Source organism: Halalkalibacter sp. HAAS-P013 (genome assembly GCF_056619925.1).
In genome coordinates this window covers 36,929-61,340 of record NZ_JBWQTU010000015.1, presented here as the reverse complement: position 1 = coordinate 61,340, position 24,412 = coordinate 36,929, and the positions used below count along the sequence as shown (strand labels likewise).

The 24,412-nt window shown below is 38.0% G+C and carries 21 protein-coding genes, 1 pseudogene and 1 riboswitch; of the genes and pseudogenes, 14 read left to right on the top strand and 8 right to left on the bottom strand.

The window, feature by feature from the left end; translation table 11 throughout:
- Nucleotides 1–12: 12 nt before the first annotated feature.
- Nucleotides 13–894, bottom strand: coding sequence for a LysR family transcriptional regulator (locus AC1FXP_RS18955; protein WP_480063554.1), 882 nt, complete (start codon nt 892–894; stop codon nt 13–15).
- Nucleotides 895–1,188: 294 nt separating this feature from the next.
- On the opposite strand from AC1FXP_RS18955, the gene AC1FXP_RS18950 reads away from it, so the two are divergent.
- The 3 genes from AC1FXP_RS18950 to AC1FXP_RS18940 all read left to right on the top strand — a co-directional run bounded on the left by AC1FXP_RS18950 (nt 1,189) and on the right by AC1FXP_RS18940 (nt 3,353).
- Nucleotides 1,189–1,878, top strand: a complete 690-nt coding sequence (locus AC1FXP_RS18950; protein ID WP_480063553.1) for a CoA transferase subunit A — start codon at nt 1,189–1,191, stop codon at nt 1,876–1,878.
- A gap of 32 nt (nt 1,879–1,910) precedes the next feature.
- The gene (locus AC1FXP_RS18945; protein WP_480063552.1) at nt 1,911–2,573 is read left to right on the top strand and encodes a CoA transferase subunit B; all 663 of its coding nucleotides are present in this window, start codon (nt 1,911–1,913) and stop codon (nt 2,571–2,573) included.
- Nucleotides 2,574–2,714: 141 nt separating this feature from the next.
- The gene (locus AC1FXP_RS18940; RefSeq protein ID WP_480063551.1) at nt 2,715–3,353 is read left to right on the top strand and encodes an MFS transporter; all 639 of its coding nucleotides are present in this window, start codon (nt 2,715–2,717) and stop codon (nt 3,351–3,353) included.
- A 335-nt stretch (nt 3,354–3,688) separates the two neighbouring features.
- Here the strand turns inward: AC1FXP_RS18940 and AC1FXP_RS18935 are convergent, their stop codons facing one another.
- Entirely contained in the window at nt 3,689–4,222 is a 534-nt protein-coding gene (locus AC1FXP_RS18935) for a divalent metal cation transporter (protein WP_480063550.1), read from the bottom strand.
- Nucleotides 4,223–4,584: 362 nt separating this feature from the next.
- Nucleotides 4,585–4,686, top strand: a riboswitch (TPP riboswitch).
- A 160-nt stretch (nt 4,687–4,846) separates the two neighbouring features.
- Here AC1FXP_RS18935 and tenA point away from each other — a divergent pair.
- From tenA to AC1FXP_RS18915, 4 genes are all read left to right on the top strand, one after another.
- The gene (gene tenA / locus AC1FXP_RS18930) at nt 4,847–5,533 is read left to right on the top strand and encodes a thiaminase II (RefSeq protein WP_480063549.1); all 687 of its coding nucleotides are present in this window, start codon (nt 4,847–4,849) and stop codon (nt 5,531–5,533) included.
- Between the two features lie 63 nt (nt 5,534–5,596).
- Nucleotides 5,597–6,199 (top strand): ECF transporter S component, encoded by a 603-nt coding sequence (locus AC1FXP_RS18925; RefSeq protein ID WP_480063548.1) that lies wholly within the window; start codon nt 5,597–5,599, stop codon nt 6,197–6,199.
- Complete coding sequence (locus tag AC1FXP_RS18920) at nt 6,183–7,856, top strand: ABC transporter ATP-binding protein (protein ID WP_480063547.1); 1,674 nt, start codon at nt 6,183–6,185, stop codon at nt 7,854–7,856. Before AC1FXP_RS18925 ends, AC1FXP_RS18920 begins: the two co-directional genes overlap by 17 nt.
- Nucleotides 7,850–8,629, top strand: coding sequence for an energy-coupling factor transporter transmembrane component T family protein (locus AC1FXP_RS18915; RefSeq protein WP_480063546.1), 780 nt, complete (start codon nt 7,850–7,852; stop codon nt 8,627–8,629). The genes AC1FXP_RS18920 and AC1FXP_RS18915 overlap by 7 nt, the downstream gene beginning before the upstream one ends.
- Nucleotides 8,630–8,941: 312 nt before the next feature.
- Here AC1FXP_RS18915 and AC1FXP_RS18910 read toward each other — a convergent pair whose 3' ends face one another.
- From AC1FXP_RS18910 to AC1FXP_RS18885, 6 genes are all read right to left on the bottom strand, one after another.
- A complete protein-coding gene (locus AC1FXP_RS18910; RefSeq protein ID WP_480063545.1) occupies nt 8,942–10,312 on the bottom strand; it encodes a PTS ascorbate transporter subunit IIC in 1,371 nt (456 codons plus the stop codon).
- A 3-nt stretch (nt 10,313–10,315) separates the two neighbouring features.
- Entirely contained in the window at nt 10,316–10,591 is a 276-nt protein-coding gene (locus tag AC1FXP_RS18905; protein ID WP_480063544.1) for a PTS sugar transporter subunit IIB, read from the bottom strand.
- 15 nt (nt 10,592–10,606) lie between these two features.
- Nucleotides 10,607–12,721 carry a BglG family transcription antiterminator gene (locus tag AC1FXP_RS18900; protein WP_480063543.1) on the bottom strand — a complete coding sequence of 705 codons (2,115 nt, stop codon included), beginning with the start codon at nt 12,719–12,721 and terminating at the stop codon, nt 10,607–10,609.
- 368 nt (nt 12,722–13,089) lie between these two features.
- Nucleotides 13,090–14,085: a DUF3231 family protein gene (locus AC1FXP_RS18895; protein WP_480063542.1), complete on the bottom strand. Its 996-nt coding sequence runs from the start codon at nt 14,083–14,085 to the stop codon at nt 13,090–13,092.
- A 306-nt stretch (nt 14,086–14,391) separates the two neighbouring features.
- Nucleotides 14,392–14,661, bottom strand: coding sequence for a hypothetical protein (locus AC1FXP_RS18890; RefSeq protein WP_480063541.1), 270 nt, complete (start codon nt 14,659–14,661; stop codon nt 14,392–14,394).
- Nucleotides 14,662–14,793: 132 nt separating this feature from the next.
- Nucleotides 14,794–16,932, bottom strand: coding sequence for a catalase (locus AC1FXP_RS18885; protein WP_480063540.1), 2,139 nt, complete (start codon nt 16,930–16,932; stop codon nt 14,794–14,796).
- A gap of 293 nt (nt 16,933–17,225) precedes the next feature.
- Here AC1FXP_RS18885 and AC1FXP_RS18880 point away from each other — a divergent pair, with 293 nt between their 5' ends.
- The 7 genes and pseudogenes from AC1FXP_RS18880 (at nt 17,226) to AC1FXP_RS18850 (ending at nt 24,395) form a co-directional block, all read left to right on the top strand.
- Nucleotides 17,226–17,489: a hypothetical protein gene (locus AC1FXP_RS18880; RefSeq protein WP_480063539.1), complete on the top strand. Its 264-nt coding sequence runs from the start codon at nt 17,226–17,228 to the stop codon at nt 17,487–17,489.
- Between the two features lie 44 nt (nt 17,490–17,533).
- The gene (locus AC1FXP_RS18875; RefSeq protein ID WP_480063538.1) at nt 17,534–17,776 is read left to right on the top strand and encodes a hypothetical protein; all 243 of its coding nucleotides are present in this window, start codon (nt 17,534–17,536) and stop codon (nt 17,774–17,776) included.
- A 281-nt stretch (nt 17,777–18,057) separates the two neighbouring features.
- A complete protein-coding gene (locus tag AC1FXP_RS18870) occupies nt 18,058–19,143 on the top strand; it encodes an NAD(P)H-dependent flavin oxidoreductase (protein WP_480063537.1) in 1,086 nt (361 codons plus the stop codon).
- 408 nt (nt 19,144–19,551) lie between these two features.
- Complete coding sequence (locus AC1FXP_RS18865) at nt 19,552–20,622, top strand: TAXI family TRAP transporter solute-binding subunit (protein WP_480063536.1); 1,071 nt, start codon at nt 19,552–19,554, stop codon at nt 20,620–20,622.
- A 162-nt stretch (nt 20,623–20,784) separates the two neighbouring features.
- A complete protein-coding gene (locus AC1FXP_RS18860; RefSeq protein ID WP_480063535.1) occupies nt 20,785–22,767 on the top strand; it encodes a TRAP transporter permease in 1,983 nt (660 codons plus the stop codon).
- Nucleotides 22,768–23,019: 252 nt separating this feature from the next.
- Nucleotides 23,020–23,196: pseudogene (locus AC1FXP_RS18855) on the top strand (DUF2339 domain-containing protein); the annotation flags it as partial.
- Nucleotides 23,197–23,393: 197 nt separating this feature from the next.
- Complete coding sequence (locus AC1FXP_RS18850) at nt 23,394–24,395, top strand: LacI family DNA-binding transcriptional regulator (RefSeq protein ID WP_480063534.1); 1,002 nt, start codon at nt 23,394–23,396, stop codon at nt 24,393–24,395.
- The last annotated feature ends 17 nt before the right edge of the window (nt 24,396–24,412 follow it).

Sequence of the window (24,412 nt, the reverse complement as noted above, 5' to 3'; positions counted from 1 at the left end):
TCACTTTTCCATTTACATATTAAATTCTTCTGATAGAAACGTAAGCAATGTTCGAACCGCAAAAGATTGATAGCGACCCTTTTTCGTAATCACTCCAAGTTCCCACATGGGAGGATCCTGTAAGGGGATGCTTTGAATGGTTTTTGGATCCATCTTTGTATAAATTGATTTAGGTAACAAGGTAATTCCCAATTGGGCACTTACAAGTTCTGCTATTAAATCCCATTGTGAACTTTCGTAAGCGATGTTCGCTTGAAAACCTGCATGTTGGCATTGTTCAATAATGAGTTCATGTAAGGCAAATTCCCGGTTAAAAAGAATAAAGCTTTCCTCTTCTAGTTGTTGGATGTTAACCACTTCTTTTTCGGCTAAGGTGTGACTATTATGGGTATAAAGCATAAACTCTTCTTTCATAAGGGGGAGGATATCGAATTTACTGTTATCGATCGGTAAAACGATGATGCCTACATTCACTTGTCCCTCTTCAACTAGGTGCTCTATCCGTTTTGCCCCTAACTCGACCAACTCTAACATCACTTCTGGATACGTCTTTCCGAAGCTTTTGGCAATGGCAGGGAAAAAGAGGGTCCCTATTAATGGCGGGATTCCTATCTTTATTTTTCCAGTCGGTAAATTGATTAAATCATCTAATAATGTTGTGAGTTCATTTGTAGCTCCTAATACCTTTAATCCTTGTTTATAAACAATTTTACCTGCATCCGTTAATTTTAATTTTCGTGTAGAACGTTCAAATAACTCTACTTTTAGCTCCGATTCTAATTTTTTTAACGATTTACTTAAAGTCGGCTGTGAGATATAAGTATTGGCTGCTGCTTTTGTAAAGCTTCCGTAATTAACAACCTCTATAAAATACCGTAGATCCTTCAGTTCCAAGTTGATCCCTCATTTATTTAATATCGGAATAAATTTTATTCATTTTATTCATTTTACTCATAAAAGATGTTGTTGTAAACTTGGGTTAAGGGATATTGGAAAATTCAAAAAAGGTTCTGGTAAAGGAGGAACGAGAGAAAGCATATAAATGAAGTATTAATTGTAAGCGTTACCAGATATTCGTCATGAATGAGAACGGAGAAGTGGCTCAGATCGTAGTGAGTATGTATCGTCAGTGATCAAGGCGTCGTAGCTATTATTTGAAAGAAACCAATTAGGAAGAGGGGCAGGAAAATGAAAAAATTATATACTAGTTTTGAAGAAGCAGTAGCGGAAGTTAAAGACGGCATGACATTAATGGTCGGGGGATTTGGACTTGTTGGAATACCAGAAAACCTCATCAAGGCTGTTCGTGAAAAAAATGTAAAAGACTTAACGGTTATTTCTAATAACTGCGGGGTAGATGATTGGGGTCTTGGACTTCTTTTAAACAATAAGCAAATTAAAAAAATGATTGCCTCGTATGTCGGTGAAAATAGGGAATTTGAAAGACAGGTACTCAGTGGCGAATTGGAAGTTCAACTTGTGCCACAAGGATCTTTAGCTGAAAAAATTCGTGCCGGCGGGGCTGGAATTCCGGCTTTTTATACTCCGGCTGGCGTGGGAACTCCAATTGCTGAAGGAAGAGAAACAAGAGTTTTTAATGGAAAAGAATATTTATTAGAAGAAGCCTTTAGCGCTGATGTTAGTTTAGTTCGAGCGTGGAAAGCAGATAAGCTCGGGAACTTAGTTTATAGAAAAACAGCACAAAACTTTAACCCAATGATGGCGGCTGCTGGAAAAGTAACGATTGCTGAGGTAGAAGAGATTGTCGAAGTGGGTGAATTAGATCCAGACGAAATTCATACTCCAAGTATCTACGTTCAAGGTCTGATTGTCGGAAAGCAAGAAAAACGAATTGAACGTTTAACGGTGCAAGCGTAAAAAAAATCGGATAAAAAATTGGAGGAGAAACGATGAGTAAAAATGTTAGAATTCAAATTGCGAAAAGAGCAGAAAAAGAGATACAGGACGGCTTTTACGTTAACTTAGGAATTGGGATGCCAACGATGGTTGCTAATTACATATCTGAGAACAAAAACATCTTTTTGCAATCAGAAAATGGATTATTAGGAATTGGACCTTACCCAACAGAGGATAATGTGGACCCAGATTTAATAAATGCCGGCAAAGAAACCGTAACAGCCATTCCAGGAGCAAGTTATTTTAGCAATGCTGAGTCATTTGCGATGATAAGAGGAGGCCATATTGATTTAGCTATTTTAGGTGGAATGGAAGTGGCCGAAAATGGAGACTTGGCAAACTGGATGATCCCGGGAAAGATGATTAAAGGAATGGGTGGTGCCATGGATTTAGTTCATGGTGCTAAAAAGATCGTCGTTATTATGGAACACGTTAATAAAGCGGGCCAACCGAAGATTTTGAAAAAGTGCTCTTTGCCATTAACTGGGCAAAAGGTTGTGAATCGAATTATTACAGATCGTGCGGTGATTGATGTAACGGAGAAGGGCTTAGAGTTAATTGAAGTTGCAGAGGGTTATACGATTGAGGATATTCAAAATTCTACAGAGCCTACATTGATCATTTCAGATGAAGTGAAAATAGGTTCGTATTCATAAGAGATTACGATAAGGTCAGGAGCTACTAAAAGCTATCAAACATCAAAAAGTGTTTGATAGCTTTTTGATGTTTCTGTGCAAGTCTCTTTACACGTTATTGTTTTCGTATTCGTTTAGTAGGTTGTATTTGCCGGGAGGACATTGAGTAGTGAGAATCCGTTTATCCGCCCGGACTTGTTTCGAAACGGACCTTTTAGAACCACTATTATTTCTGGCTTTTTAGCAATCATGACGATGTTTGGCATGATGTTTATGCTTCCTCTAATGTTAAGTGAGGTTAATGGGCTAAATACGCTCTATATTGGACTGACGATTTTTCCTGCTGCAATGGCAGCTGCATTTATTGGAAAAGTGGCTGGGGTATTAACTGACAGGAGGGGAGCAAAGCAAGTCGTCTATATTGCATTTGGACTTATGATTTTGGGCTTTTTCTTGTTATCGACCTTTATCGGAAATCCAGCTTGGGTTATTGGGGCGGTAGTTATTATGAGTTATATTGCATTTCCTTTCCTTCAGACGGGGACTGCGACGTTAATTTCAACGTCTCTTCCTAGAGATGAAATAGGAGTGGGGATGGGGATTTACAACTTGTTTAATTTCATGTCTGGGGCCATTGGCGGGGCGATTATTGGGAAGATTTTAGACTATGAAAGTGGAGTTTTGCTAAATCCTTTTTCTGTTGCACAGGGGAGTGCGATGATGTATAGCAATGTTTTCATTGGATTAGCTTTATTGACGGTTTTGAATGGTTGTTATTTTTATTTTGCATTTAAAGAGTAGGTGAATGTTTTTGGGGGATTAAGTAAGATATCTACTATATAAGTTATTGAAAACAGACACTTATCTTCAGTAAGAAGACGGTGTCTGTTTTTGTGGTAATTTGTGTTTGGATGTCGCTTTTTGAGGCCTGAAAGTACTGATACTCCGCGATTATTGCATAGGAAATATATGTTGTGAATTAAGGGGAAAGGGAGGGCTTGAGATGGAAATTCAATCTTGTTTGTGATTGAGTTGGTGTGATGATTAAAGCTAATTATGAGGTAGTTAAGAGGTTAAGGTCGTGAAAGAATGCTAATGATTAAGGCGAGTTAAAGGAAGAGAGGCCGAGAAAGCTCTTAAGAAAGCAGCTGCCATAACATAAGCACAATAATTGTACGATTAATATTCTCGATTAATTTATATACACCAATTAATGAAATAGCTAATGCCCCAAAGGATAAAATTGTAACCCATGTTTCAAAAGGAACGTTTGAAGCAAAGAAATTAAGGACCATTGCTGCACCTAAAAAGTTTCCTGCCTGAAAGGCTAAAGCCCCTATTAAAAGAGCAATATATAGCAAGATAGCCCATCCTTTTCCAATCTCATTCCGAACACCTTCCATTGCCCCGGACGAGGTTTGAATGGTCCATTTAATGACAGGCTTTTGTACAAAGTACGCTATAAAACAGGCAAGGACAATAATCCATGCAGCCTGGAAACCGTAAGTAGCCCCTGTCACAGAAACAGTTGTAACGGTTCCGAGTCCAACTATTGCTGCCGCTACTATGGCGCTAGGCCCCCACGCTTGCCACCAAGGTCTTTTTTCTATTGATGATGTTTTTGGCTTCATTTCTAACTCTGTATCTACTTTACGTATTGCATTCCCCATCAAGATTCCGCCCTTCCGTTATGATGCGGATTATGACTTTTCAATTTCGTTTGTTCAATAAATTTAAACTTATATTTTCTTATTATTCTGTAATGTCGTTATATTATCTACTAATGTATTTTTTTAGAATATGAGAAACAGCTTATTTTTTTATGTGAATACGAAAAAAGAAACTTCAACCAGTGTAAGAATTATTCACTTATTGAGTTTAGAATAATGATCTTTTTAGCGAAGGTTGGGAGACTCTGAGCAACAAATAAAACGAGGTGAGTTGAGACTATGGGGGGCACAACGAATAAAGTTAGTAAAAGAAAACTTTGCCCAAACTGGGGATATGTGGTATAGTGGTTCCAACTTAATAAGAAATCCACTAGGGGTGCCGTAATGGCTGAGAGAAGGACTTCCTTCATCCCTTTGAACCTGATCTGGTTAGTACCAGCGTAGGAAAGTGGAGCAGGCTTAGTATATTTTATGAGAAATACGAATGTACATAGATTCGAGTCGTAGTTTCAAAGATTAGAAACGAATCTATTCTTTTATTTTTCAGAAAGGTCGCTCCATTTTCGGGGCGGCCTTTTTTGGTCCGAACTAGTAGGATTTTTTTTAAAATAGGAGGGTGTTTTTATGAGTTTTTCAGAGCAATTACGTCAAGAAACGAATCACATTTTTGAAGCATGTTATAACCATCCATTTATTAAAGGAGTGGCTGAAGGAAAGGTTGATAAGGAACACTTGATTCATTATGTCAAACAAGACTATGAATATTTAAACGCAATGATCCAAACGAAAGCGTTGGGTATGGCCAAATGTACTAAGCGTGAAGACATGGAAATGTTTAATGCGAGTATTGGATTTATCTTAAATAGTGAAATTCATCCACATCGTAATTTCTGCGAAGTCGCAGGTGTACAGTATGAGGACTTGCAAGGGTATCCACTCGCACCAACCGCTCAACACTATATTAGCCATATGCTAAACGTTGCTCAATCAGGGACGCTTGGAGAAATCATTGCTGTCTCTCTACCATGCCCGTGGATTTACTTATATATTGGAGAGCGAATTATGAAGGAATACAATCCTCAGCCTGATCATCCGTTCTTCGAGTGGATTACCTTTTACGGTGCACAAGAGGAACCACGAATGAATATGTCCCTAAAAAGGCTTGATGAATTAGCTGAACAGACTACAGAAGAAGAAAAGCGAAAAATGCAAGAACATTTTGTGTTAAGTTGCCAGCTTGAATTTATGTTCTTTGATATGCCGTATAAGTTAGAAGAGTGGCCTGTTCAAAAAGAAAGTAAGAATGTATAGATTCATAGATCGTTGTTCAAAGGGGCTCGAACCCTTTGAACAACCTAAGAAAGGTGAACTAGGATGAAAAATTCAAAAGGGTTAAATTTAAGAGAAATCGTTGTGATGTCTTCGATTTCGGTTGTTTTTGGAGTATTATATCTTGTTTGGATATTCTTTGGTCAATTTGTTGAAGGTGTTTTCGGGCCAGTCGGAAGGGGATTGATTACAGGGTTTTGGATTATGGCTCCGATTGTTTGTGCTTACATTATTCGGAAACCTGGTGTTGCATTAAGTGCAGAAATGATAGCAGCTGTTACAGAAATTCTTGTTGGATCGGTGAATGCTGGTGTTGTTCTCATTCTTGGCTTTACTCAAGGTCTTGGGGCGGAGCTTGCTTTAGCACTCTTTTTATATCGAAGCTATCGTCTACCTGTGTTAATGCTAGCGGGGATGTTTGGAGTTATTGCGAACTTTATTACTCTTTTCTATTTATATGGGTACAGTCAATATTCTACTATTGTAACGGGACTTATGTTTGTGACGATGCTTATTAGTGGGGCTCTATTAGCAGGATGGGGAAGTAAGAGCATTGCGGATGCGCTCTGTAAAACGGGAGTCCTGGATAATTTTGCGTTAGGAAAAGAGAAACGCAGGCAAAGGATAGATCATGATGTCGTATCTTAAGGTTGATGAATTAACCGTACGTTACCCTTTTCAAACTAAAGATGTGCTAAAAAGCATTAACGTGACTGTTGAAAAAGGGGAAAAAGTTCTGATACTTGGGCCGAGTGGCGGTGGGAAAAGTACGCTAGCTTTAGCTGTCAATGGAATTATTCCGAAATCGATGGAAGCTGAAATGAGTGGAAGGGTCGCTATTGACGGTAAGGACCCAATCAAACTAAGCTTCAGCGAAATTTGTCACCATATCGGTATTCTTTTTCAAGATCCGGATACGCAATTCTGCATGTTAACCGTTGAGGATGAAATTCTTTTTGGTTTAGAAAATCTCCATCTTTCAAAAGAAGAAATGGACGTGAGATTGGATAGGAGCTTGCAGTTAGTAGGGTTGACAGACTGGAAAAAAGCTCAAATAGGAGAATTATCAGGTGGGATGAAACAAAAACTGGGGCTTGCCTGCTTAATAGCGATGGATCCTGAGGTCTTCATTTTAGATGAGCCTACAGCGAACTTAGACCCTGCTAGTACGGAAGAAATCTTTGAATTAATGATTAAGCTTTCCTCTGAATTAAATAAAACATTGTTATTTATTGAGCACAAACTTGATCAGGTATTACCTTATTTAGAGCGCGTGATCGTTCTTGGGAAAACTGGAGAAGTGATTGCTGATGACGCACCGCGTGTCATTTTTAGCAACCATTTTAATGAACTAACGGAACAAGGCATTTGGGTTCCTAAAATTTGTGCCTATGCGAAGTCCCTAGAAGATAAGGGGATGCAATGGGATACGTTCCCACTTTCACAAGAAGATTGGTTAGAAGAGTTTGAAAAAAGAAAACTTAGGATTTCGGATACCGAAATCAAAACAAAAGAGCTACCTCCGCTAGGTCCAGCAATCTTACATGTCGAGCATGTATCTTATTCATATAAAGATCATCACGTTTTAAAAGACATTGATTTCTCCATTCAATCGGGTGATTTTGTTGCTGTTTTAGGTCCAAACGGTACGGGGAAAAGTACGCTCGCTCAAATTTTAATCGGGCTGTTAAAACCTGATAGAGGGGATATCTATTTTAATGATGTTTCGGTACAAGGGTTAAAGATACATGAACTTATGCGGAAGGTTGGATTTGTTTTTCAAAATCCTGAGCATCAATTTGTTTGTGATACCGTGGAAGAAGAGCTGGCATATGGATTAAAGATTCTTGGTTGGGAGAAGCAAGATTGGCAGCCGCGTGTTACTAAACTTCTAGAGCAATTTCATTTAACAGAACAACGGGTGTCTAATCCGTTTTCATTAAGCCAGGGACAAAAGCGCCGTCTATCAGTGGCGACAATGCTCACCGATGATCAGCAGCTTCTTATTTTGGATGAACCAACTTTCGGTCAAGATCATGTGAACACAGAAGCTTTAATGCAATTACTGACAGAGCTTAACCAAGATGGAAAAACGGTCATGATGATTACGCACGATATGGAACTGGTTGCGAAGTACGCAAATAAGGTTTTGCTTTTACATGAGGGCAAAGTTGCATACCTTGGGGAGGTAACTCCGTTCTTTGAAGAAACAGACTTACTTGCGAAATCATCGATTCGAAAGCCGGTTTCCTATTCACTTCAACGGTGGGTCAAGGCATTTGAGGAGGAAGGGCTGTTATGCTAGAACATTATCAAAAAAGCGACTGTTTCTTACAACGAGTAAATCCAACGATGAAGCTCATTAGCATGTTGATCGCGATTTTCTTTATGATATCGATTTTTGATCCTTGGACTCCATTCGTTTTATTTACTTTGACGATCATAGCGATCGCACTTTTGGGAGGCGTATCTTTCCGCTTTTTATTGGTGGTTCTTCTACCGTTTAGTTTATTTGCCTTTAGTTTTATTTGGATTAGTATTGTCTTTCCTGATGAGCGTGGTGAAACGATTCTTTTTAGTATTGGAAGTATGCCAGTTGCTTTAGAAAATGTATTGGTCGGACTGTCATTAGGACTTCGTTCATTCGTTTTTGTGTCATGGTCTCTATTATTTGTACTGACAACGGAACCGACAAAATTCATGTTGAGTTTGGTTCAACATTGGAAGCTACCGCCTCGTTTTGGGTATGGTATGATGGCTGCATATCGGTTTCTTCCTTTGTTCAGGCAGGAATTAATACAGGTTCGCGCAGCTCATCGAATTCGTGGATTAGGGGAAGAGAGAGGCATCAAGGGGCGGATTAAGGAAACAAAGCGTTACATCATCCCTTTGTTAGCTAGTTCAATACGAAAAGCAGAAAGAGTGGCCATAGCCATGGAATCAAAAGGCTTTGACGGCGATCGGCAACGAAGCTACTATCACAGAGTTCGCTGGAGTAAATATGATTTGATATTTGTTATTGGACTCGTCGTTTTATATAGTGGGTTGACTGTGGTGAGAAATACGTATTTTATTTAGGGGTTAAGTCGTTATTATTGTTAAAATCACTGTTCTGCGTCTCTGGTACTCGGTATTGCTAGGGATGCTTTATTTTTGTTTGTTGTCGTTTCAAAACACTAAAACTGAATGAATTGTTAATAAGGTTGATTCAACCCTTGCTTCAGGTGTGACCTATATGCCTCAATCTATAGGGAGACGGAGCTGATTGCTTTTGATAAGTTGATATTACAAAAGCCTATCTTTGTATTTTATTAACTTATACATGACAGATGGTTGACTGATACCTAAATAAAATGGCGTATGGATAAGTATCCATACGCCATAACAACCCTATAAATTTGCTGACTGATCACTAGAAGGATCCTTTTTATTTTTAATAAAGCCTAAAGCGAAGATTGAAGCTAGAATTCCAAGGATAACGGTAATAAATACAGCTGGTGAAGAAAATAGTTCAACCACTCCTCCAAGTAAGATTCCAACTACACCGAAATCGGAATCGCCGAAAGTAGTACCTTCAAAGCCAAGTGTACCTAGGACAGGGAGTAATAGAGCTGGTAAAAAGCTTATTAAAAATCCATTAGCCATTGCTCCAAGAATCGCGCCCCTTCTTCCTCCTGTAGCGTTACCGAATACCCCGGCGGCTGCTCCTGTGAAGAAGTGCGGGACAAGTCCAGGAACAATAACGCGTAAACCGAATAGTGGAAGAAGGAACATACTGATTAACCCTGCAACAAAACTAAAGAAGAAACCAATAATTACGGCATTGTTAGCAAATGGGAAAACAGCTGGGCAATCCAATGCTGGAATAGCATTTGGTACAACCCTATCCGCAATACCTTTAAACGCAGGGACAATTTCAGCTAATAGCATACGTACACCCGCAAGGATGATATAAACACCTGCAGCAAATGTTAACCCTTGCAAGAAAGCAAATACTAGGAAGTTTGCTCCGCCGCTTAGTTCCGTTTCAATAAATGTTTGACCTGCGTAAAGAGCTACGATAAAGAAAAGAATAAACATCGTTAATGACACGGCTACAGAGGTATCGCGTAAAAAGCCTAGTGATTTTGGAACTTTTAGTTCCTCTGTGGAACGAGAATTCTTACCGACTTTTTCTCCAACAAATCCTGCGACAAAGTAACCTACAGATCCAAAGTGTCCTACTGTAAAATCATTTGAACCGGTGATCTTCCTTGTGTATGGTGCTACTAAAGCAGGCATTAGAACCATAAGAGAACCTAGGATAACAGATCCTACAAAGACAAGTGCAAATCCTTCCATTCCGCCTGTCATCAATATAACAGCAATCATACAAGCCATAAACATCGTATGGTGTCCAGTTAAAAAGATATACTTAAAAGGTGTTAACCTGGCTAGTAAAATATTGACAATCATCCCGAACAACATAATCATGGCGGTTTCGGTACCAAATGCATCTTGAGCCAAAGCGACGATTGCTTCGTTATTTGGAATAACCCCTTGAATATCAAACGCATGCTCAAACATGTTTGTAAATTGATCTAGGGATCCAACAATGACTCCGGCACCTGCTCCTAAAATAACAAAGCCCATTACGGTTTTTAACGTCCCTGAGACAACATTTGTGATAGGAGAGCGTTGAAGAAGTAATCCTAATAACGCGAATAAACCAACTAAAATTGCAGGTGTTCCTAAAATATCATTCATAATTAAATCAATCATAGGTTAAACCTCCTTTAGGTTAGTTTCTAACGCTACACGAAGCTCCTGTTTATCCATAATATTATCTAATTTGATGACGTTTCGATTTCCATCTTCTAAGTTTTCAACTAAATCGGCTGCTCCTAGGTAATAATCGGCACTTTCTGTTTTACTTGTAGTCAAATCGGTGTGTGATACTTCAGCTTCTATTCCTAACTCTTTTAAGATGGCTTTTACATTCATTTCAACAATAAAGCTGCTACCTAGTCCATTTCCGCAAACGACTAATATTTTTTTCATCTTACATTCCCCCTGTTAAATAGTAGAATATTGGTTAATATACGTGAGTATTTCTTCAACACTTTCAGCTGACATCACTCTTAGCAGAACATCTTGATCAGAAAGCATCGTCGTTAATTGTGATAAAGCTCTTAAGTGTTTTTCGTTATCAACGGCCGCTAAAACGACAATTAGTTTAGCTCTATGTTTCTCTTTTTCTGAAAAATAGACACTCTTTTCTAGTCGAAGTAGGCTCATACCAATTTTGTTCACTCCATCTTGTGGTCTTGCATGTGGCAGAGCTATTTCTGGTGCAATGACAACATAAGGGCCTAGATTTTCTACATTTGCGATCATCGCCTGAACGTACTCTTCAGATATATATCTATTTGTTAGGAGTGGCTCTGAAGCTACCTTTATGGCTTCTTTCCAGTCGCTAACTTCTGATTTATATTGGATGGTTTCTTTTGTTAGCAATTCATTTAACACAGGTTTCTCCTCCATTTTGTTATATCTATGGTTCATGTTAAAAAGTAAAGACAACTCTTGAGTTAATTCCTTTTCATTCATAATGGTTGTATGTTTTTTTACAATATTCATAATGGCAGAAAGGGAAGGGGTCGTTACCGTCTGTTCAGATACATGTTGGTTGTTTACGAAAGATAAAACAGCTTCTTTATCCTTATCCGTAAGAATTGGATTGACAATTAATACAGGATGTCTTTTATCTTTAATAACAGATGTAGTAAAAACCAAATCTACTTCATATTCTTTATTTTCGTATTGTCGTTGTGAAATACATCCAATGATATCAACCGTCGTAACGATTTTCTCGATTTGTCCCCATAATATATTTGAGGTACCGAGTCCATTCTCACAAACAATAATAGCCTTCTTCCTTTGGATTGGTTTTTTCTCTTCCCGTTGAAGCCAACCGCCGAAGTGCATAGCAACGTACGCAATTTCTGAATCGTTGATACTCGAACCTACTAATAATTCAAGTTGGTTGATTGACTTCTTTGTCAATTGGAAAATCTCAGGGAATTCCTGTTTTACATGATCCGTGTTTTTTTCTTTTAAGCAAACATTATATTTAATACGGTAGTAAGCAGGCTTTAAATGCTTAAATAATGATTCTTCAACTTGAGAGCTGTTTTTAAACAGAACGCATGCATAGTTTTGAAAATCTTGAACAATCCCTTTGACCGTATGTTTCAATTTTTTCATTTCTACACTTTCGTTAGATTCAAGTCCGAAATAGTTTATTTTTGAACCGAGTAAATTCATGGTGATAAAACAGATTTCACTATCAGGGACAAGAATGTTATAAGTGGTTTCTAATTTTTGAGCAATGTTTTTAGCAGCAGAGTATTCCTTAGTTGATTGAAGTGCTTCCTGTTCAGCAGAGTCAATTGTAATCCGGTTCCCGTACAATAACCTTTGTATGATAACTAACAATTTTAACGATAACAGGTGAACCATTTCATCGGTTAGCTCAATGGATAATTCAATTTCACACTCCTCGATAAGTGGCTTAATGCTGTTTAATTGAATGTTTATACCCTCGATTCCGAAGCTATTTTTGGAAAAGGGGAGTCTGATTTGTTCTAAAAGATAAGTCAAGTTCTTTTTCGAAGTCACTAGTTCTGCCAAATAGGTGACTAACAGTTGCCGTTTGTTCTGCTCTGTCCCCTTAATTTCATAGCCGTTGTTTCTATGAAACCCTAATTTCAACTGTTGTTCTGTGAAAACCTTTTTGATTATTTTTAAGTCGTTGGATGATGTGGCTCTGCTAACTTGTGTAAGTTCCATAATATCTTCAAGAAAAACAGGCTTTTGATTTGTTAGCAATTTAACAGCAATTAAGGTGATTCTTTCTTCTGGACTATAAAAGTATTGAAACTTATTAAGTTTACTTACTAGTTTAGGAGCTTTTTCTTTTCCTTCCTGTTCTAAGTAGAAGCCCTTGCCGTGGTCTTTTTTTACAGGTTGTAACTTATTTACCTCGAGCCACTTGTTTATTTTTTGAATGTCATAATAGAACGTACGCTTTGAAATTCCTATTTGATCTGTAATCATTTCAACGGACGTATATGCGTTAGCATTCAAAAGAATTGTGATGATCTGTGTACACCTTTCATCAAGAACCATATACAACCCAACCTTCGCACATGTGCAATTTTAGATTTTTTGCAAAATCCATTAACTAGTTAACTTCATTATAGGTAGTACTACCAAACTTTGTAAACGTTCGCATCTTCTGAATTTTGTAATTGTTATTTGTGCAAAATTATACTCAAGTAAGATAAAAAAATGAAATTGGGGGAATTACCCTTGAAAGGAGAAAGAAAATCTTGGTACGTTAAAAAAGATGGTTATGACAATAGCATAAAGAGAGAGACGTAAAGTGATCAGTTACAAATTTATTGAAAAGAAAAATTTGTGTTTTGGATTTTGGAGTGAATGTAAGTATGAAAAACAGTCCTATCTTACATGTTTTGAATGTAAGATAGGACTGATTAATGCTCTCGTTTCATTGTTTGAGGGGGTTCCTCTAACCAGCTGTTCTCGATCATGATGTTTACACCATTACTAGCGTAGGTTGCAACCTCTGCTGCTAAACGAACGTACGTTGCGCTTATGTCTGTTCTTAAACTAGCCGCAGCAGCTGTTGCATAGTTTGAAGTACTTGATTGTATTAACAAAGCCGATTGAAACATAATTATTTTCTCTGAGAATGGTGCTAAAGTCGAGTTGGAAACTTCTAGGTCAGATGGCATTGGAACTTGAATGTCGTCTTTCGTTAAAATGGATGAGAATTCTTTAATATGTTTTTGAGCTATATCGATCCCTTTTAAGCAATATTCACGAACCTTCTTAGATTTAGCCACTTGGGCAAGCCCCATTAAGAGAATTTGACCGGTTATGTTAGTTTCGATATTAGCATAAACATGGGTGATTTCAATTACGTTCACAGGCCTATGGTTTATATTTAATAGACCACCTTTATAATTCTTTTTATCAATAAAATCTACTTCAGCAGGAGTTGAAACATAAGGTGGTCTAACGAAAAGCCCCTTTGATAATAAAAGGTCTGCTGTTTTATTGTATAAATCTGTAGATGATTGTATAGCTTGACTTAAAAATTCTCGGACGCTTGTTTTAGCGCTTGTTGCCAATGCAACCCCGTAAACCGACAGCCCAACTTTTGCCATGTTTTTAAGATAGTACAAGTAATACGTATCTGAATATAGGCGTGGAGCAGAGGGACTTACATCCTCATTTGAAAATCCAACTGGGATCGGGTGGTTATCTTCTTTAAGAAGTTTTTCTGATTGGATAAGGTTTTTTTCTGATATCTTAAGTGCGTAGTCAATGATGGATTTAATTTCTGGGTCATCAACATTTTCTATAAAATACTTAAAAATACAGACCGACATGCTATTGTTTTGAAAACTACTCCAAAGTGTAGCTATTTCTGAAGACGTTAACCTAGTTTGGTGATTTTCAATCATCTAGTGTCTCTCCTTATGTATAACATCTAATAATATAATCTTTTGTATTTTTTCGTATATTTATTCATGTTTTAAGAGGAAGGAAATGAAATGAAGATAGTTTAGGTATGAATAATTATCCAAGTTTTAAAAACTTTTCGAAAGAAATTTCTCACCTAATTTTTAAAAAAGCTTAGAGAGAGGAATACTCCCTCTAAGCTTCTAAGAAACTACACTATGTAATCCTCTATGGAAGATTAGTGTACGTTTAGTTTGGCACGGGACATAGATACCCGTTAGAGTGTGACCAATGGTGCTTTGTTCATATTATTGCTGTTGGTTTTGTTGTTGTTGAACTTGTTGCAGTTGTTGAGTCGCTTGTTGTAACTCTTGTTGAACTTGTTGGAATTGTTGTTGTTGAGCTGGTTGAGCACCGTTTTGAGCTTGTTGCAATTGTTGAGTCGCTTGTTGTAATTGTTGTTGAGCTTGTTGAATCGCTTGTGGATTAGCTGCTTGTTGAGCTTGTTGAATTGACTGTTGAGCTTGTTGGATTGCTTGCGAAGCCTGTTGAACAGTTTGTTGTTGGTTTTGTTGCATGTGAAAGTACCCTCCTAAAGGTGTTGAATTTTGTTACCTTCATATCATCTCAAAAATCTTGTAAGTCATACTTAATCTTTAAAATTTTTTCAATGAAATTCCCAACCATAGTAAGTGTAACGTATGATGAATTTAACCACTCATTTTTCCATCTTGATTCTGTCTCATCCAATGACGGTGTGCGGCAAGGGCATTAATAAATTCCAGATTGAAAGCAGTTAAGTCAGTAGTGTTTCGGACTGTGACGATTCCTAAGTCATAAAATACTTGTCCTTGTGTTTCAACACCAGCAATAGAAATCCGTTGTACATCTGTAGACATAAGTAAATCTACAGCTTCATTCGTTGCCCCGATTGGTTTAGCATGTACGAAGGCATCGTTAATAAAGTCCTTTGCATCTTTATGCATCATTAAACTATTAACAGACTGCTGTCCACCGGCTATGTAAAGAGCGTCGTACATAACGGAGTGGCTATTCGCATAGCTCTTGTTTGCCTCCAATTGTTTGCCTTCAGCACTTGAGATCATTCCTAAATTCATACTGATTATTTCTGCATGAATTCCTGCGCCGGATAGGGCTGTCATAACCTGTGTGACATCATTAAAAGTAAATCCATTCTCAATGAGGATAGCTACCTTTCTTGTTCGAGCACTTTTAATCGTATTTTCTTGACTAACAGCAGGAGAAGAAGTGGTAACACCCGTTCCACCAGATGACTGTGGTGGATTAGCTCCGATCCCTTTGGCGATCTCAATGGCTAGTTGGCCGTCGATATTATTGAACATTTCTACAACACGTTGTTTGAGTTGTTTATCTTTCACGCTTCCTACTTCAAAGTGAAATGCTTTAATAATATGTTGTTTCTCTGCCGGCGACATACTGTTCCAAAAGAGAGTGGCTTGTCTATAGTGGTCATCGAAACTTACATTACGTTTTCTGATTTTTTGGCCTTCAACCTTCTCGGCATAATGAGTGTAGCCATGCTCCATGTCTGAGGCAGGGTGTGGTGAATTGTTTCTTAACGAATTTGGTGAATAACTAACAGCACCTTTGTCAATGGTCATACGATGGAATCCATCGCGTTGATTATTGTTAACCGGTGCGATAGGGCGGTTAATAGGGATCTCATGAAAATTTGGACCACTTAAACGCAGGAGCTGAGTGTCTGTATAAGAGAATAGTCGCCCCTGTAACAGAGGATCATTACTAAAATCAATTCCCGGTACGACATGACCAGCATGGAAAGCAGCTTGCTCTGTTTCAGCAAAGAAATTATCTTGATTACGATTTAATGTCATTTTCCCAATTTTTTGAACAGGAACGATTTCTTCAGGCCAAAATTTAGTTGGGTCTAAAATATCAAAGTCAAAATTAAATTCATCTTTTTCTTCGATCATTTGTACACCAAGTTCATATTCAGGGTATTCGCCCATATTAATAGCATCCCATAAGTCGCGACGATGGAAGTCAGGGTCTTTACCTGCGAGTTTTTGAGCTTCGTCCCATACAAGGGAATGTACACCAAGTAAAGGCTTCCAATGAAATTTAACAAACCTTGCTTTGCCTTGTTCATTAACGAGTCTAAACGTATTCACACCAAAGCCTTCCATCATCCGAAAACTTCGAGGAATTGCTCGATCAGAAAGCAACCACATAATCATATGTGCCGTCTCTGTGTTATTCACGACAAAATCCCAAAATGTATCATGAGCAGCGGAAGCTTGAGGGATTTCATTATGAGGCTCTGGCTTTAAGGCATGAACAACATCTGGAAACTTAATGGCATCTTGTATGAAAAAAATAGGGATATTATTTGCAACTAGATCGTAGTTGCCATCTTCTGTGTAAAATTTAGTAGCAAATCCTCGGACATCTCGAACGGTATCAGCTGAACCACGAGAACCAACAACAGTAGAAAAGCGAACAAAAACCGGTGTCTTTTTTGAAGGGTCTTGTAAAAATTCAGCTTTCGTATATTCTGCCATTGGCTCATACACTTGAAAATATCCATGAGCGCCAAATCCCCTAGCGTGGACCACCCGTTCTGGAATTCGTTCGTGGTCAAAGTGAGTCATCTTCTCACGAAAATGAAAGTCTTCCATTAAAGTAGGTCCTCGGTCTCCTGCTTTGAGCGAATCATCTGTGTCGCTAACAGGAACACCTTGGTTCGTAGTCAGTTTCTTGTTTTTGTGGTCGACACGGAAAGCCTCAAGCTGTTGATCCTTTTTACCCTCTAAGTTGCTGGATTGGTTTTGTTGTTCCTCATTCATACTTTTTTACCTCCCATGTAATTAGTTTCCTAATGAATTATGTAAAGGGGCTTAAGGTGCAGGAATTGGAAAATTAAAGATACTAAGTAAATTGTTTCTCTAAGTTCTAGTTTTATACTGAAAATTTGTGAAGATTAATAAAAATTAAAAGAAGTTATACAGCTTATTGCAAATGGACAGATAAAAGCGTTGGACTTAGTTACAAAACGAATTACACTAGATGAGGTTGTGGCAGAAGGGTTTTAAGCACTAACTGAAAGTAAAAATCAAATTAAAATACTTTTTGGGGAGGATTGCTATTCTTAATCTTTGTTGGACATTTCAGCTATATAATCTTTCTTTTGAGTAGTCCGCCGTATGTGCTTCCAGTAAGTATTATTGGATTGTTGTTTCTAACATATATTGCTGGTACAATCAGTTCTCCACTTTCAGGGAAATTTGCGGAAAGATGGTCAAAGTCCATTTGTATCCAAATAGGAATTTTTATCATGGTAAGTGGTTTATTATTCACGATTGTAAGAGAATATGACAGCCATTATTTCCGGGCTTTTTCTTAATTGTTTTGGTTTCTTTTTTTACACATTCCTCAGCGAGTTCATGGGTGAGTAGCCGGGCGAGTTCAGCAAAGGCAAGTGCAGCCGGCTTGTATTTAATTTTTTATTATATTGGGGGAAGCTTGGGGCCCTTCTATTTAGAACCTTTTTGGTCGGTTTGGCACTGGAATGGAATTATCATCGGCTGTATCTTCGTACTTGCTGTTACAGCATTTATAGGAATAAAAATGATGAAATTAGAGTCTAGGACTCGTTCGGGTTATCTTGAAAAGAAAGTAAATAGTCTATAACTTTGTTAGATTTGTTGAATAATTGTATTGTTAGGATTTAGAATATTAATAACAATGGTCGAAAGCGAATTCAATATTAGAGTTACTGTAGATATGATGGAGAAATACTATGAAACTCATAGGGAGCAATCTGTTTAAGTGTGTGACGTCTTAAAGTTAATAGAAAAGAAGGACCTGTGTAACGAGAGTGCTGAAAAAGGTAGCCTTTCACTTTTTCAGTGCCCTCTATGTGAACCCAACAGGTTTTTGAGCTACAGTGAAATTATATAAAAAATGTAGATGTGGGGGCACAGAGGATGAATCTTACGACTGAAATTTGTACATTGTTGAACATTAAATATCCCATTATTCAAGCTGGAATGGCGGGCGGGGTAACGACACCAGAATTGGTGGCGGCGGTATCTGATGCTGGAGGATTAGGGGCAATAGGTGCAGGGTATTTGACGCCAGTGGCACTAAGAGATGTGATAGAGAAAGTAAGAGTATTAACGAACAACCCTTTTGCTGTCAATTTATTTAAAGTGGAGATGGCAAAAGACGATAGGAGAACAAAAAAAATTCAGGAAATGTATGAACCGATTTACAAGAGACTGAACATCGCGGCACCAGAGGAACCGGTTACTTCTGTCGATTATTATAAAGAGCAATTTTCTTTTCTCGTTAAAGAAAAAGTCCCGGTGATTTCAACAACCTTTGGAATCCCTGATCCTGATGAAATAGAGTTGGCTCATGCAAATGGAATCAAAGTAATGACGATGATTACGACTGTTGATGAAGCGCTAGAAGCTGAGAAAGCCGGAGTAGATATCATTGTTGCTCAGGGGAGTGAGGCAGGAGGGCATAGAGGAACCTTTACGATTTCTAATTCTCAAGGGTCTTTAATTGGGACAATGGCTTTAGTTCCGCAAGTAGTGGATCAAGTTCAAATTCCTGTAATTGCTGCAGGTGGAATTATGGATGGGAGAGGGCTTGCGGCCTCACTCATGTTAGGGGCAAAGGGAGTTCAGTTAGGGTCTCGTTTTTTAACCGTTATCGAAAGTGGAGCGGACAGAGAATACAAACAAGCTCTACTTGACAGCACGGAAGACAGTACAATTGTTACGATGTGCTTCTCTGGAAGACCGGCGCGAGCCATTAAAAATGAATTTATCGATTTTCATCTAAAGCAACAACTACAACCGTTGGCTTATCCGATCCAGAATCAAGTTACAAATGAAATAAGGAAAGCGGCAAAACTACAAGGAAAAAGAGAATTCTTATCATTATGGGCAGGACAAGGGATTCGACTTATGAAAAATGGACAAACGGCTGAGGAGACGATTCATGAAATTATAGCTCAGGCCAAAACTATGATAGGAAGTCAATAACGTTTATTAGGAAACTGGGAAAATTTAAATAAATTCGACTGGTAAATAAAATAGGACTTTTGTGAAAAGTCAGCTAGCATTGATGCGGCAGGATTAACGACTATTCATTATTTAACCGAAGCTGAGAAGGATCAATGGATAGCAAAATTTGAGCAGTTTATCTAAAATATTCTCCTGTTATAGGGGAACATCATGGATGAAGTTTATAAAATATGGATCAATTAAAACAAAAATCTAAGTGAGATTTTTGTTTTTTTTATGGTTATAAAAATCTGTAGTACAAAACTTTGTTAGGAATTTGAGATCAAAAAGACCAAAAAGAATATTAAGACCAAATCCAGACACGATAATGAAAGCGCTTTATAATCTAAATAGTTAGAAAATAGTATTCGCTAGGGGGAACAAGATATGAAAAAATTTTTTAGACGTTCAATGTTGACAGCGGTTACAGGGATTGGTTTAGTGTTTGCCTCAGCTTGTGGTGGCAGTGATACAAGCGCGCCAGCAGATAACGGTGACGCTGGAGAAGATGGTGACGTAGCCGTTGAATATCAGGAAGCACCTTCAACTGTTGTCATTGGTACCGCTTCACAAGGTGGCGTGTACTATATATACGGTGGAGGGATTGGCAATCTACTAGAAACAAAGCTCGGTGTTACTGCGAATGTAGAGGTAACAGGTGGACCGGTTGATAACATTCGATTAATTGAGGCCGGCGATCAAGACATCGGGATGATTACAACAGGTCCAGGATATGAAGCCATCCATGGTGTAGGTGCTGAATTTGAAGGACAACCACATGATGATATTCGTGTCGTATTTCCAATGTATTACACACCTTTTCACTGGTGGGCTTTAGACTCAAGTGGTGTCGCTTCTCTAGATGATATCGCAGAAAAAGGAATTAACCGTACGGGAGTAGGTCCGATGGGGGGAACTTCTGGTACGTACTTGCCACAAATTCATGAGTTACTTGGATTAGATGTTACACCTGTTTATGCGGGTGCTGGCGATATGACAAGTCAACAACAAGATGGTCAGCTTGATGTTATTGGTTTTGCCGCTGGTCTTCCAATTCCAGCTGTACAAGAGGTAGCTGCATTACGTGATATCAACTTATTTGGTGTAGATGGAGAGCAACGTGACCAAATCATTGAAAAATTCCCATTCTTCACTCCTTACACGATTGAAGCAGGAACATACGAAAATATTGACCATGACGACATTGAGACAATTGCTCAATTTAACTTTGGTATTGTTCACAAAACCATGAACATCGACTTCGTTTATGATCTAGTAAAAGCTTATCACGAAAATAATGATCTTCTCGTTACAACACATTCATCTGCTAAAGAAGCAGTTGAAGAAGCAATTCTTCTTAATGAAACAGTACCATTACACCCAGGTGCAATTAAGTACTACGAAGAAATTGGTATTAAATTACCAGATTCTGTTTACCCAGCTGAGTATCAAAACTAATAGGCTATTGTTCACTCTTCTAGAATGGAAGAGTGAACACCTTCAAAAATGATATTCCAAAAGGTTCAAAAAGATAAGCTGCCTTTTTGAATACCATTTAATAAACATCCTCGAATTGAGGAGTTCTTTCTAGGTAGAATTAAAAAAGAGGAGGTCATTCCTTTGAGCAAAGACAAAAACAACAATCAACAAGAAAAAGAAGAAGTTCAATCGATTGTCAGCGACGAAAAAGCAAAAGAGCTTGAAGAAGCTGTTGATGGTTCGAACATGAGGGTATTATCTGGATGGTTGAAATATGCGTTTATGTCAATTGCCGTATTTGGAGCATTGTTTCATTTATATATTTTAAATTTTCATCCGATTGACCCAATGATTTTCAGAAGTATTCATTTAGCTTTTGGAGCTGTATTAGGCTTCATTTTATTTAAAGGTTGGAAGACCAAATCGAATAAGGTTTCGATTTTTGATTGGTTGCTTATTGCAGCAATCCTGTATGTGACGTTCTATATCTATACGAACTTGACAGCGGTATTAAGTCGTTTTGGTACGGTACCGCAAACACATGATACAATTGTTGCGATTTTAGGTTTCATCGTCGTATTGGAATTAACTCGCCGTACGAGTGGGTGGACGCTCCCGATTTTAGCTGGGGTTTTCTCTTTATATGCCTTTATCGGTCCGTATTTACCAGGGATTTTAAATCATAGAGGATATAGCTTTGATCGTTTTGTTACCTATATTTTTAAAGATAACGGTATCTTCGGTGTTACGTTAGATGTATCATCAAAATATATTTTACTCTTTATTGTCTTCGGTGCGTTTTTACAAATGTCTGGTGTTGGTCGTTACTTCATCGACTTTGCGTTCTCATTAGCTGGGGGAATGCGAGGCGGACCAGCGAAAGTATCAGTTATCTCAAGTGGATTGATGGGGATGATGAACGGAACGTCTGCCGGTAATGCTGTTGCAACGGGTTCCTTGACGATTCCGTTAATGAGACGTGTTGGGTACAAAGGACAGTTTGCAGCAGCGACGGAAGCAACTGCTTCTGCTGGTGGTCAAATTATGATTCCAATTATGGGTGCCGGTGCCTTTATCATGGCTGAGGTTACAGGAATCAAGTATTCAGAGATTATTATTGCTGCCACGATCCCAGCGCTCCTTTATTTTTTATCTGTATATTTTATGGTTGATTTTCAAGCTATTAAAAATAACATGAGAGGACTAAAGCGGAGTGAATTGCCACCTTTAAAAGGGATTATGAAACAAGCATATTTGTTTATACCAATTATCTTATTAATTGGCGCGCTATTAATGGGATTTTCTGTTATTCGATCTGGTACAGTAGCGATTCTTGCTTGTTTAGTTGTCAGCTGGGTACATCCAACGACTAGAATGGGCTTGAAAAAAGTATTACAGGCGCTTGAACTTGGTATGAAAAACACGATTCAATTACTTGCAGTTTGTGCATGTGCTGGTATTATCGTAGGGGTTATCGCATTAACAGGGGTAGGCCAACGTTTTAGTTCAATGCTGCTAGGTATTGCTGATAACAACATGCTTCTAGCTTTATTCTTTGCAATGTTAATCTCCATTATTTTAGGAATGGGGATGCCGACAACAGCGGCGTATGCAGTTGCGGCTTCGGTTGTAGCGCCAGGTCTGATCCAAATGGGGCTAGAGCCATTATCAGCTCATATGTTTGTCTTCTACTATGCTGTTATGTCAGCGATTACACCACCAGTTGCTCTAGCGGCGTATGCTGCAGCCGGAGTAGCAGGGACAGATCCATTTAAAACTGGTGTAACTGCGTTTAAATTAGGGATTGCTGCATTTATCGTTCCATTCATGTTCATCTACAGCCCTGAGATTATGATGATTGGTTCAATTGGGAGTATTGCTATTGCTGTAATTACAGCATCATTTGGAATTTACTTCTTAGCTGCCATGGTTCAAGGTTGGTTTGCGGGGGCTAGTGCCAACTGGGGTGTTCGTATCTTATTATTGGTTGCATCATTAACATTGATAAATGCAAACATCTATATGGATTTAGTTGCTATTGGTCTAGCTTTAATAGCGATTGTGATTCAAAGAGCTAAAAAAGGAAGCGGCGACTCTAGCTTGAAAGTAGATAAAGCGGTATAAAAGGAAAGCGTTCTTTCAAAGTTGAGGTGTGAAGGAGAAACTTCCCATAAATAAAGGCGCTAATTCTTGATAGAATTAGCGCCTTTTTTGATGTTCTTTGTTTAGTCAGCTTTTGATTACTTATGTGGCTTCTTATGAAAGTGTAGCCTGGATTGTTTTGATTGGTAGCTTGTTAGTTTTAAGGAAGTTGCTTGCTACCTTTCAATCAGCGTACCAGAAATCGCTTAATCATCGAGATTTGTTGTTGTCTGTGGTGTACTAAAAGACAGCAAAAGTATTCGCATCTTGGGGATTGTTTTATTGTTCTTAACGTTGTTAAAAGTTATCTTTGTAGATATTGAAGCCATTTCAATGATTGTAAGAGCTCTTTTATTTATTGCGTTGGGCACAATTGGTTTAGGGCTTTCTAGGTTTTATTATAAGAAATAAAGGTTCGGCATTCGTGTCGAGCCTTTTATCTTGGCTTTAAAAAATGGTATGAAAAAAGTAAGTGGTTATAGCTAATTTTTATAATATTTTTTTGAAAAGGTATTGTAAAATGCTTACATTTGATTTATAGTTTCACTAAACCGGTTTAGTAAAACGATTTAGTAAATCGGTTTAGAAGGAACGTGGTGATATTATAAATGGCAAAGACAGTAACGATTACAGATGTTGCAAAACATGCAAATGTATCTAAGAGTACGGTCTCTCAATATTTAAATAAGAGATTTGATTACATGGGTGAAAAAACAAAGGAAAGAATTGAGCTAGCTATTAAAGAGCTTGGGTATCAACCTAATATTGTTGCCCGAAGCTTAAAACAAAAGTCTACGTCAACAATTGGGGTGATTGTGGCGAATATTCTTCATGCGTTTTCCACGCAAGTGATTAGAGCAATTGAAGATTATTGTCATGAATCTGATTTTCACATTATCGTTTGTAATGCAGATGATAACCCGGAAAAAGAAAAGAAGTATATTGAGATGTTATTAGCAAAACAAGTCGACGGACTGATTGTTTTCCCAACTGGAGACAATGTTGAGTTGTATGAAAAAATGGTAAAGGATCAATTTCCAATCGTGTTTATCGATAGAACTGTCGATAACGTGAACGTTCCAGCAATTGTGTTAGATAACGAAAAAGCATCAAGCTTAGCTGTTTCTCATTTAGCTGAAAAAGGATATGAACGTATTGGAATCATTACCTCGTCTATTAAAAGAAGTATTTCCGCTCGGTTGGGGAGGATCAACGGTTTTCGGAATTCAATGAGCGAGCAAAATTTATCAATCAATGAAGATTACATCAAGAGTGCAGAAATAAATGAGATTCAATCAATTTTAGAGAAAATGCTCACGTTACATGTTCCACCACAAGCAATTTTGGCAGGTAATGACCGTGTATTGATGGAGATTTTGAAATATACAAAAGCTAACTCTATCAATATACCAAATGATTTAGCGATTATAGGAATTGACGATGTTTCTTTTGCAAGTATTTATAGCCCTGCATTAACAGTCATTTCTCAGCCTGCGTTTGAGATGGGAAAGCGGGCAGCAACCTTAATTTTATCATCAATACAGAAAAAAGAAGTGGAAACACTAGTATACAAATTTGAACCAACATTAATAACTAGAGAGTCGTGTTAATGTAACGATGTTCAATG

Coding starts and splice junctions, on each gene's coding strand:
- AC1FXP_RS18950 (WP_480063553.1), top strand. CDS start 1,189: ATGAAAAAATTATATACTAGTTTTGAAGAAGCAGTAGCGGAAGTTAAA.
- AC1FXP_RS18945 (WP_480063552.1), top strand. CDS start 1,911: ATGAGTAAAAATGTTAGAATTCAAATTGCGAAAAGAGCAGAAAAAGAG.
- AC1FXP_RS18935 (WP_480063550.1), bottom strand. CDS start 4,222: ATGGGGAATGCAATACGTAAAGTAGATACAGAGTTAGAAATGAAGCCA.
- tenA (WP_480063549.1), top strand. CDS start 4,847: ATGAGTTTTTCAGAGCAATTACGTCAAGAAACGAATCACATTTTTGAA.
- AC1FXP_RS18925 (WP_480063548.1), top strand. CDS start 5,597: ATGAAAAATTCAAAAGGGTTAAATTTAAGAGAAATCGTTGTGATGTCT.
- AC1FXP_RS18920 (WP_480063547.1), top strand. CDS start 6,183: ATGATGTCGTATCTTAAGGTTGATGAATTAACCGTACGTTACCCTTTT.
- AC1FXP_RS18915 (WP_480063546.1), top strand. CDS start 7,850: ATGCTAGAACATTATCAAAAAAGCGACTGTTTCTTACAACGAGTAAAT.
- AC1FXP_RS18910 (WP_480063545.1), bottom strand. CDS start 10,312: ATGATTGATTTAATTATGAATGATATTTTAGGAACACCTGCAATTTTA.
- AC1FXP_RS18905 (WP_480063544.1), bottom strand. CDS start 10,591: ATGAAAAAAATATTAGTCGTTTGCGGAAATGGACTAGGTAGCAGCTTT.
- AC1FXP_RS18900 (WP_480063543.1), bottom strand. CDS start 12,721: ATGGTTCTTGATGAAAGGTGTACACAGATCATCACAATTCTTTTGAAT.
- AC1FXP_RS18895 (WP_480063542.1), bottom strand. CDS start 14,085: ATGATTGAAAATCACCAAACTAGGTTAACGTCTTCAGAAATAGCTACA.
- AC1FXP_RS18890 (WP_480063541.1), bottom strand. CDS start 14,661: ATGCAACAAAACCAACAACAAACTGTTCAACAGGCTTCGCAAGCAATC.
- AC1FXP_RS18885 (WP_480063540.1), bottom strand. CDS start 16,932: ATGAATGAGGAACAACAAAACCAATCCAGCAACTTAGAGGGTAAAAAG.
- AC1FXP_RS18865 (WP_480063536.1), top strand. CDS start 19,552: ATGAAAAAATTTTTTAGACGTTCAATGTTGACAGCGGTTACAGGGATT.
- AC1FXP_RS18850 (WP_480063534.1), top strand. CDS start 23,394: ATGGCAAAGACAGTAACGATTACAGATGTTGCAAAACATGCAAATGTA.